Origin of the sequence: uncultured Microbacterium sp. (assembly GCF_963521695.1) — a bacterium.
Taxonomy (GTDB): Bacteria; Actinomycetota; Actinomycetes; order Actinomycetales; family Microbacteriaceae; genus Microbacterium.
Map to the genome: position 1 here is coordinate 1 of NZ_CAUQWC010000113.1, position 10,368 is coordinate 10,368.

Below are 10,368 nucleotides of genomic sequence, written 5' to 3' on the forward strand. Positions count from 1 at the left end.
ATCAGCGACAGATCTCGCCCTGCCGGTGCGCGGACCGATCGACACGATCGGCCTGTTCGGGTGGATGCGCGCCCACGCCGTCCCGGGCGCCGAGGTGGGCGACGACCGGTCGTTCGCTCGCGTCGTGCGCCTTCCCGGCGGGCCGGCGTGGTTCGAGGTGCGCCTGGCCGACGACGGTCGGCTCCGCCTGCGTGCGCGGCTGAGCGCCCTGGCCGATCTCGGCACCCTCATCGCCCGCGTCCGTCGGCTGTTCGACCTCGACGCCGATCCGCTCGCGGTCGACGAGGCCTTGTCCCGGCATCCGGAGCTGGCATCCGCGGTCGCGGCTATCCCGGGGGTGCGCGTGCCCGGGGCGATCGACGCCGACGAGATGCTTCTGCGCGCCATGATCGGTCAACAGATCAGTGTCGCCTCGGCCCGCACGATGCAGGGGCGTCTCACCGCCGAACTCGGCGAGCCCGTCACCATCGGACCGGAGCCGCTGTCGCTCTTCCCCGACCCGGCGGTGATCGCCGAACGAGGTCACGAGGTCCTGCGTGGCCCCGCCGCCCGAATGAGGGCGATCGTCGAGACGGCCGCGGCGCTCGCCGACGGAACGCTCACCCTCGGACCGGGCGACGACGGCGTCGAGCAGCGACAGCGCCTCCTCGCGATGCGGGGGATCGGCCCGTGGACGGCCGACTACGTGCGCATGAGGGTCCTGGGCGACCCCGACGTCCTCCTCCCGGGCGACGTCGCGGCCCGAGCCGGGGCGGCCGCCCTGGGGGTGCCCTCCGACCCGGCCGGGTTCACCGCCTGGTCCGAGCGCCTCGCTCCCTGGCGCAGCTACGCGATGGCGCACTACTGGTATGCCGCCCCCGTCACCCAGGCGTGGCGATCGCCGGCCGAGACCGCGGCCGCCGCCGTCGTCTCCCGACCGCGTCGATCGTCGCGGACCGTGCCGACAGATGTCGTGGTGAACGACGTGGCGATCGACCTGCCCGCTGCCGCCGCAACCACGGCTTCCCCTCCCCGACCCGAGAGCGAGATTCCCTCATGACCACCGCGACCCTGCAGTTCGTCGAGACGCCCGACGGCCCCTTCGCGATCCTGGCCGACGAAGACGATCGGGTCATCGTGTCCGGCTGGACCAGTGACCCCGACGCGGTGGCGGCACGCCTCCGACCGGATCGCCGCCCCGCCACCGTCGTCGCCGGTGAGACGGCGGCGGCCGAGGCCGTCCGCGCCTACTACGCGGGCGACGTCGCGGCCATCGACGACGTCGCCGTCGCGCAGTCGGGCACCACCCTGCAGCTCGCGGGCTGGGAGGCCCTGCGGCGCATCACCCCCGGCGACCCGCTCACTTACACGGGCTTCGCCGCGGCGCTCGGATCGCCCGCGGCGGTGCGGGCCGCGGCATCCATCTGCGCCCGCAACGCGGTCGCGCTCTTTGTCCCCTGCCACCGCGTGCTGCGCGGCGACGGCACGATGGGAGGCTTCGCCTGGGGCACCGACGTGAAGCGGGCGCTCCTCGCACGCGAGACCGTTGCCTGACCTGGTCGCCATAGAAGGCCGCCGCCTGATCCGGTCGCGTGTGCGCGGGGTCATGGTCCGGCCGTGTGACCGCGGCTCAACCCGGGTGCGGCAAGACGCCCTTGCCCCTGGCGGCCTCGCGGAGATAATCTGGAGGGCTGCCGTCCCCCCGCGGGAGCTTCACCCGACCAAGGAGGATGCCATGGAACCGATCGACGCCCCCGTCGTCCCGGCAGTCGCCTCCTCTGTCGCTGTGCGCCTCGCCCGACGCTCCTAGGGCCACGTCTGCGCTCCGGCGCCGCCGCTCCGCCCGGCCGACGATCCTCGTCGCGCCCCCGACTTCCTGTCCGCGCCCGATCCCGGCGCCCGCTTCGACCCCACGAGGATCATGACCACCTCAACGCCTCCTCCCCGTCTCTCCACGCCGCGTGCCCTCGCGCGGTTGCTGCCCATCGCCCGGCCGGTGCTTCCGCGCCTCATTGCGGGTGCCGCCACCGCCCTCGTCGCGAGCCTGCTCGCGCTGGCCATCCCGCTGGTGCTCGAGCAGATCGTCGCCGGCCCGATCGCCTCGCTCGATCCGGGCGCCCTCGTCTGGGGCTCGCTCGCCGTGCTCGGCCTCGGTCTCGCCGAAGCCGCGATGGTGTGGCTGCGCCGCTGGTTCGTGCTCGCGCCCGCCACCAAGGTGGAGTACGACCTGCGTCAGTCGTTCTACTCGCGCCTGCAGAGCCTCCCCGTCGCGTTCCACGACCGGTGGCAGTCGGGTCAGCTGCTCTCGCGCATGATGCAGGACATCAGCATGCTGCGCCGTTGGTTGGCCTTCGGCGTCATCCTGCTCGTGGTCAACATGCTGACCATCGGCATCGGCGCCGTTCTGCTGTTCCGCTGGCACTGGCTGCTGGGCGCGCTGTTCCTGGTGACCTCCGCCCCGGTGATCTACGTCGGCTTCCGCTTCGAGAAGCGCTACGGCGCACTGACCCGCCAGAGCCAGGACCAGGCCGGCGACCTCGCCACCTCGGTGGAGGAGAGCGTCCACGGCATCCGCGTGCTCAAGGCCTTCGGCCGCGGCAAGCACGCCCTCCAGAAATTCACCCGACAAGCAGAGTCGCTGCGCGAGACCGAGATCGACAAGGCCCGCGCGGTCGGCTGGATTTGGTTCTGGCTCGTGCTGCTGCCCGACATCGCCTTCGCGGTGTGCCTCGGCGCGGGCATCGTGCTGACCCAACTGGGCCAACTGCAGGTCGCCGAGCTCGTGGCCTTCTTCGCCATGGCCACGGTGCTGCGGTGGCCGATGGAGTCGATCGGCTTCCTGTTCTCGTTCCTGCTCGACGCGCGCACCGCGACCGACCGCATCTTCGAGGTCTTCGACGAGCAGAACACCATCGTCGACCCCGAGAACCCGCGCACGATCACGGAGCCGCGAGGAGAACTCACGTTCGAGAACGCCCACTTCCGGTATCAGGATGCCGACACCACCGAGCGCGACCTGCTCGACGGCGTCGACCTCGTGCTGCGTCCGGGCGAGACGATGGCGCTCGTGGGGCTCACCGGCTCCGGCAAGACGACGCTCACGACACTTCCCGGTCGCCTCTACGACGTCACCGGCGGTCGTGTGCTGATCGACGGCGTCGATGTGCGCGACCTCACGCTCGCCGAACTGCGCCGCCACGTCGGCATGGCCTTCGAAGACGCCACGCTGTTCTCGCAGTCGGTGCGCGACAACGTCCTGCTCGGCCGTGAAGACCTCACGCCCGGCTCCGAACGTGCCGAGGAGATCCTCCGCGAAGCGCTCCAGGTCGCTCAGGCGCACTTCGTCTACGACCTGCCCGACGGTCTCGACACGGTCATCGGCGAGGAGGGGCTCAGCCTCTCCGGGGGTCAGCGTCAGCGTCTCGCGCTCGCGCGAGCCGTCGCCGCGCGTCCCGCCGTGCTCGTGCTCGACGACCCGCTGTCGGCGCTCGACGTCGACACCGAGGCGCTCGTCGAAGATGCGCTGCGCGAGGTACTGAGCGAGACGACCGCCCTGGTCGTCGCGCACCGCCCCTCGACCGTCACCCTCGCCGATCGCGTGGCCCTCCTCGAGGACGGACGCGTCACCGCCGTGGGCACCCACTCCGACCTGCTCCGCGAGAGCGACCACTACCGCTACGTCATCTCGAGCCTCGAGGAGGCCGAGCGCGAGGCGCGCACGGGGGCGATCCCGGTGATCACCGCCGACGACGACACCCGGACCGAGAAGGAGGCGACCCGATGACCACCGCGACCGTCTCCGGAACCAGCGGCGAAGACCGCTCCGACTACACGCGTGACGAGAGCCGCGCCATCCGTCAGCGCTCTCTCCGCCTGCTCGGCTCGCTCGTGTCGCCCCTGCGCAGGCAGCTCGTGCTCGCCGCCGCGGTGCTGGTCGTGTCGACGGCTCTGCGCGTCGCAGGCCCGGCGCTGATCGCCTTCGGCATCGACAACGCCCTGCCCGCCGTGATCGAGCGCAGCGACTGGATGCCGACCATCGGTGTCGTCGGGGTGTACCTGCTCGCGGGAATCGGCGGGGCGGTGCTCATCGGCTGGTACGTCGTCGTGGCCGCGCGCCTGACGCAGGCCGTCATGCTCGACCTCCGCAAGCGCATCTTCCTGCACACCCAGCGCCTGAGCCTGGAGTTCCACGAGTCCTACACCTCGGGGCGCATCATCTCTCGCCAGACCAGCGACCTCGACACCATCCGCGAGCTCCTCGACGGCGGTCTCAACGAGCTGGTGTCGGGCGTGCTGTACGGCCTGTTCACGCTGGTCGCCTTGTTCCTCATCGACTGGCAGTCGGGCCTGATCCTGACAGTCATGGGCCTGCCGATGTACCTGCTCATGCGATGGTTCTACACGCGCTCGCAGGTCATCTACCGCGAGTCGCGCGTCATCAGCGCCCAGGTCATCGTGAAGTTCGTCGAGACCATGACCGGCATCCGCGCCGTCAAGGCGTTCCGCAAGGAGCCGCGCAACGACGAGGAGTTCGGCAAGCTCGCCGGCGACTACCGCGACGTCAACATGCGCTCGATCAAGCTGTTCGGAACGTTCGAGCCGGGCATCATGGCCGTCGCCGCCGTCTCGGTGGCGGTGGTGCTGCTGTGGGGCGGCGGCCGGGTGATCGCGGGTCCGCTCGAGATCGGCGTGCTGACGGCCGCCGTGCTGTACGTGCGCAACTTCTTCTCGCCGCTACAGGAGGTGGCGTTCTTCCTGAACTCCTACCAGTCGGCCACCGCGGCGCTCGAGAAGGTGTCGGGCGTGCTCGAGGAGCGGCCGACGGTTCCCGACCCGAGCGACCCGGTCGACCTGTGGACGGCGAAGGGACACGTGCGCTTCGACGAGGTCACCTTCGGGTACTCCGACGATCGCGTCATCCTTCCGCACTTCTCCCTCGACATCCCCGCCGGGCAGACGATCGCGCTCGTGGGCACGACCGGCGCCGGCAAGTCGACGCTCGCCAAGCTCGTGTCGCGGTTCTACGACCCGACCCGGGGCGCGGTGACCCTCGACGAGGTCGATCTGCGCCGGTTGCACCCGAAAGATCTGCGTCGCGCCATCGTCATGGTCACGCAGGAGGCCTACCTGTTCAGCGGGACCGTCGCCGACAACATCGCCCTCGGTAAGCCCGACGCCTCGATGGACGAGATCCGCGCGGCCGCTCGTGCCGTGGGCGCCGACGGGTTCATCCAGAAGCTGCCCGACGGTTACGACACCGACGTGAACAAGCGCGGCGGGCGCGTGTCGGCGGGTCAGCGCCAGCTGATCTCATTCGCGCGGGCGTTCCTCGCCGACCCGGCGGTGCTGATCCTCGACGAGGCGACGGCGTCTCTCGACATCCCCAGCGAACGCCAGATCCAGGACGCGCTGCAGACCCTGCTCGCCGACCGCACGGCCATCATCATCGCCCACCGGCTGTCGACGGTGGCGATCGCCGACCGGGTGCTCGTCATGGAGCACGGCCGCATCATCGAGGACGACACCCCCGCCGCCCTCATCGCAGGCACGGGCAAGTTCGCGCAGCTGCACGCCGCCTGGCGGGAGTCGCTCGTCTGACCTCGACCCCCGGATGCCACGTCCCCGCGCCGCGCGGGGTGCGTGGCATCCGTCGTTCAGTGGTGACGGTCGGGTCGGCCGCGGCGGTTCGCCCGCACGTCGAGCACACCGCGGGAAATGGACGTGATCGCGGCGCCGAACAAGATGACCGCGGTGGCGATGTCCCACCAGTGCGGATTCGGTCCGAGCTGCACGAGGGCGTACGCCGCGAGGGCAACCCCGAACGGGAAGAGGAACCAGGGCCCTGTCATGCGGGCCAACCTAGGCGGGCACGCCCTCCATCGGTGGCGGGGCCGGCGACTTTCACCCGGCTCCGACGAACCTTTCGCCTCAGACGCCCACGCGCGCGATGATCTCGCCGTACTCGGTTTCGCCGACCGCCTCGAAGCCGACGCGCTCGAAGAACGCCTCGGGGCCGCCGACGCCGGGTTCGTAGATCACGTCGACGTGGTCCATGCCGCGGCCGCGTGCCTCTTCGAGGACGGCGGCGAGGGCGTAGCTGCCGACGCCGCGGCCCTGCTCGTCTGCGTCGACGTTGATGCGCCAGAGCACCGAGCGGAAGTGCTCCTCGTGCGCGTCGGGGTCGAAGTTGGCGCTGACGAACCCGACGACCTCGTCGGCGTCGAGCACGACCCGCTGCCACGACGTCTGCGGATTGCTCACGGTCGCAGCGATGCCGTAGCTGACCGGAGCGAGGAACTGCTCCTGGCCGGGCTTGAGCGACAGGGTGTTCACCGCCACGATCGTGGCGGCGGACAGTTCGACGAGACGCAGGTCAGCCATGCGCCCAGGTTAGCGGCACGGCCACCGAGTCCCAAGGTCGCCCGCGCTTCCCGGCCCCGCCCGTCACCCGCGCGTGGTCGATCCGCGTCTCGACGTTCACCCGTGCCGTGGACCCCGGCGCGCGAAGTGGCGCGGCGAACGGTTCCGAGGGAGAAGTATCTCGATATCAAGAGACTTTGCCCACGTGCGATAGGCTGAAACGCAACCCTGGCCGCCTCTACGGAGAGATCTGACGTGCCCGATTCCACCATCATTTACACGTACACCGACGAGGCGCCGGCTCTTGCCACCGCGTCGTTCCTGCCCATCGTGCAGGCCGTCACGAAGCAGGCGGGGGTCGACGTCGAAACCCGCGACATCTCGCTCGCTGGCCGCATCCTGGCGGCCTTCCCCGAGCGGCTCACCGCCGAGCAGCGGGTCGGCGACGCGCTCGCCGAGCTCGGCGGCCTCGCGACGCTGCCCGAGGCGAACATCATCAAGCTGCCGAACATCTCGGCATCCATTCCTCAGCTGAAGGCCGCGATCGCCGAGCTGCGGGTGCAGGGCTACGACATCCCCGATTACCCGGATGAAGCGTCGAGCGACGCCGACAAAGACGTGCGCGCCCGCTACGACCGCATCAAGGGGTCTGCCGTGAACCCGGTGCTGCGCGAGGGCAACAGCGATCGCCGCGCGCCCCTCGCGGTGAAGAACTACGCCAAGAAGCACCCGCACCGCAACAAGGCCTTCGCCGAGGGCTCAAAGACCCGGGTCGCCACCCTGAGCCACGACGACTTCCGCTCGAACGAGAAGTCCGTCGTGATCGCCGCCGACGACGTGCTCTCGATCCAGCACGTCGCCGCCGACGGCACCGTCACCTCGCTGAAGCAGGGCCTGAAGGTGCTCCAGGACGAGATCGTGGATGCCACGTTCCTCTCGGCCGCGGCCCTCGACGCGTTCCTCGCCGACACGTTGGCCGAGGCGAAGGCCGACGACGTGCTGTACTCCGTGCACCTCAAGGCCACGATGATGAAGGTCAGCGACCCGATCATCTTCGGCCACGTCGTCAAGGCGTTCTTCGCCGACGTGTTCGACCGCCACGGCGACGCCCTCGCCGCCGCCGGCCTGACCCCCAACGACGGCCTCGGCTCGATCCTGGCGGGTCTGTCGAGCGTCGACGGTGGCGACGCCATCGCGTCCGAGATCCGCGACGCGCTGGCATCCGGTCCCCGCCTGTCGTACGTCAACAGCGACAAGGGCACCACCAACCTGCACGTGCCCTCCGACGTGATCGTGGATGCCTCCATGCCCGCACTCATCCGCAACGGCGGCAAGCTGTGGGGCGTCGACGGGGGAGAAGACGACACCCTCGCCGTCATCCCCGACTCGTCGTACGCCGGTGTGTACCAGGCAACCATCGACGACGTCATCGCGAACGGTCCGCTCGATCCCGCCACCATCGGCTCGGTGCCGAACGTCGGGCTCATGGCCCAGGCCGCCGAGGAGTACGGCAGCCACGACAAGACGTTCGAGATCCCGGCTGCCGGCCGCGTGCAGGTCGTCGCCTCGAACGGTGACGTGCTGCTCGAGCACGAGGTGAACGCCGGCGACATCTGGCGCGCGACACAGACGAAAGACGTCGCCGTGCGCGACTGGGTGAAGCTCGCCGTCACGCGCGCCCGGGCGGCCGGCGTGCCCGCGGTGTTCTGGCTCGACGAGAGCCGCGCGCACGACCGCAACCTGATCGCCAAGGTCCACGAGTACCTCGCCGACCACGACACCGAGGGCCTCACGATCGAAATCCTCGCCCCGGCCGAGGCCACGAAGTACTCGCTGGAGCGCATCCGCCGCGGCGAAGACACCATCTCGGTCACCGGCAACGTGCTGCGCGACTACCTCACCGACCTGTTCCCCATTCTCGAGGTGGGCACGAGCGCCAAGATGCTCTCGATCGTCCCGCTCCTCGCGGGTGGCGGCCTGTTCGAGACCGGCGCCGGCGGCTCCGCGCCGAAGCACGTGCAGCAGCTCGTCGAGCAGGACTACCTGCGCTGGGACTCGCTGGGGGAGTTCTTCGCCCTCGCGGCATCCCTCGAGCACCTCGCAGACACCACCGGCAACGACCGCGCCCGCGTGCTCGCGCAGACCCTCGATGCCGCGACCGGCACGTTCCTCGAGAACGACAAGTCGCCCGGTCGCGCCCTCGGCACCATCGACAACCGCGGAAGCCACTTCTACCTCGCCCTGTACTGGGCCGAGGAGCTGGCGCAGCAGACGACGGATGCCGACCTCGCCGCCGTCTTCGCCCCCGTGGCCGAGAAGCTCGCCGCCGAAGAAGAGACCATCGTCTCCGAGCTCAACGCGGTCCAGGGGCACGCCGCCGAGATCGGTGGCTACTACCGCCCCGACGCCGCGCTCGTCGAAAAGGTCATGCGTCCGTCGGCGACGCTGAACGCCGTGGTCGACGGCTTGCGCTGACCCGCTGACTCGCTGACCCGAGAGGGGCGGATGCCCAGGGCACCCGCCCCTCTTTCGGCTCCGGCGTCGGAACGGGTCGCGACTCGAGCCGGAAAGTCCGAGTCGACACAGCTCCTGCACCGTGAGCTCTCCGCGTCGCTCGGGTGACTCCTTCGGACACAATGCAGGAGTCATGCGCGACGCGTCACGGCACAGCGGGGCTCAGTGAGGCGACGAGAGCGGAGTTCCTGCGTTGTGTCTCAGCCCGTGAACCATCGCACGGCGCCACACACCCCCTCGCGCGGCACGCGCGGGAACGGCCGCACGGAACGGCAGGGCCCCCGCACGGGAACCGGCGCGAAGCGATCGCGGTCGGTGCGCTGTGGAAGCGCGCGGAACTCGTGTCACCGACAACGAAAAGGGGCGGATGCCGACTGGCATCCGCCCCTTCGCACATCCCGGGCTCAGTAGTGGACCGAGACCTCGGTGCCCTGGTACGCCCAGTCGTAGAGCTCTTTGGCGTTGTTCACGGTGAGGTTGACGCAACCGTGGCTCATCGGGGTGCCGAAGTTGTTGTGCCAGTACGTGCCGTGGAACGCCTCATCGCCGTTGAAGTAGGCGACCCACGGAACATCTTTGGTGCACCAGTCGTAGCCGGGCACGCACCCCATGTCTTGCATCGACGTCTTCCAGCCGATGCGGTACTCACCGGTGTGGGTCTCCCAGCCGCTCTTGCCCGACGACATCGACCAGTTGCGATAGACCTGGCCGTTCTCGTACAGGGTGACGGACTGGGCGCTGAGGTTGACCTCGACGCGACGCTCGGTCTTCTTGGTGTCGAAGGGCGTCTCGGCCACGGTGAGGGCGTAACGCGCGTTGCCCTCGGCGAGCTGCGACGCGAAGGCCGCGGCGATGCCGCTCGTGTCGCCGAGCGAGCGACCGGTCTGGCCCTCGGTGAAGGCCTTGATGACCTCGCCGCCGCTGTCGACGATGACGTCGGCGTCGACGGCGGCACGGTCGACGGTGCCGGCGAGACCCGCGACGGCGTTCTGGATGGCGGCTTCGTCGGCCGAGATGGCGAACTCGCCCTTGCCGTCGGGCGTGACGGTGATCCAGGATGCCGCGGTGGCACGGTCGATGGGCACCGTGCGCTCGTCGCCCACGTAGAAGCCCGCCGAGTCGAGGATGCCGTTGAGCTTCGCCACCGCGGCGTCGGCCTCTTCGGTCGAGACGGGGGCGTCGACGGCGACCAGACCTGCTTCGACCGTGGTCGAGGGGGTGCCAGCGTCGAACGCGGACTGCAGGGCGGAGGTGACGGTGGAGACGTCGATGCCCTCGCCGGCCTCGGCGGGGGTGGTCACGTAGGTCTCGGAACCGGCGTCGTACGCGAGCGAGGCGTCGACCGGCGCGCGGAAGGCGCCGGGGGCGAGGTCGCGCAGGGCGGCGGCCGCCTCGGCCGCGTCGACCTCGACAGCGACGCCGGTGCCCTGCGGGAACCACGACGCGGGCTTCCACATGGGGTTGTCGGCGAACGCCTTGTCGGCGACGGCGGCGGAGTCGACCGTGGCGCCAAGG

8 protein-coding genes are annotated in these 10,368 nt (G+C 70.1%); 5 read left to right on the forward strand and 3 right to left on the reverse strand.

Going from position 1 to position 10,368, the window contains the following annotated elements; translation table 11 throughout:
* From RWP81_RS09700 to RWP81_RS09715, 4 genes are all read left to right on the forward strand, one after another.
* Positions 1 to 1,039, forward strand: a 1,039-nt coding sequence (locus RWP81_RS09700; protein WP_314455448.1) for an AlkA N-terminal domain-containing protein, incomplete at its 5' end; no start/stop codon positions are given.
* Positions 1,036 to 1,533: a methylated-DNA--[protein]-cysteine S-methyltransferase gene (locus RWP81_RS09705; RefSeq protein ID WP_314455451.1), complete on the forward strand. Its 498-nt coding sequence runs from the start codon at positions 1,036 to 1,038 to the stop codon at positions 1,531 to 1,533. The genes RWP81_RS09700 and RWP81_RS09705, both read left to right, overlap by 4 nt.
* Before the next feature lie 367 nt (positions 1,534 to 1,900).
* On the forward strand, positions 1,901 to 3,763 hold the full coding sequence (locus tag RWP81_RS09710; RefSeq protein WP_314455454.1) for an ABC transporter ATP-binding protein: 1,863 nt from the start codon (positions 1,901 to 1,903) through the stop codon (positions 3,761 to 3,763).
* A complete protein-coding gene (locus RWP81_RS09715) occupies positions 3,760 to 5,577 on the forward strand; it encodes an ABC transporter ATP-binding protein (RefSeq protein ID WP_314455457.1) in 1,818 nt (605 codons plus the stop codon). Before RWP81_RS09710 ends, RWP81_RS09715 begins: the two co-directional genes overlap by 4 nt.
* Before the next feature lie 56 nt (positions 5,578 to 5,633).
* On the opposite strand, the gene RWP81_RS09720 is transcribed toward RWP81_RS09715, so the two are convergent.
* Complete coding sequence (locus tag RWP81_RS09720; protein WP_314455459.1) at positions 5,634 to 5,828, reverse strand: hypothetical protein; 195 nt, start codon at positions 5,826 to 5,828, stop codon at positions 5,634 to 5,636.
* A gap of 79 nt (positions 5,829 to 5,907) precedes the next feature.
* Positions 5,908 to 6,360 (reverse strand): GNAT family N-acetyltransferase, encoded by a 453-nt coding sequence (locus RWP81_RS09725; protein ID WP_314455461.1) that lies wholly within the window; start codon positions 6,358 to 6,360, stop codon positions 5,908 to 5,910.
* 234 nt (positions 6,361 to 6,594) lie between these two features.
* On the opposite strand from RWP81_RS09725, the gene RWP81_RS09730 reads away from it, so the two are divergent.
* Complete coding sequence (locus RWP81_RS09730) at positions 6,595 to 8,814, forward strand: NADP-dependent isocitrate dehydrogenase (RefSeq protein ID WP_314455463.1); 2,220 nt, start codon at positions 6,595 to 6,597, stop codon at positions 8,812 to 8,814.
* A 443-nt stretch (positions 8,815 to 9,257) separates the two neighbouring features.
* On the opposite strand, the gene RWP81_RS09735 is transcribed toward RWP81_RS09730, so the two are convergent.
* Positions 9,258 to 10,368, reverse strand: a 1,111-nt coding sequence (locus RWP81_RS09735; RefSeq protein ID WP_314455465.1) for a L,D-transpeptidase family protein, incomplete at its 5' end; no start/stop codon positions are given.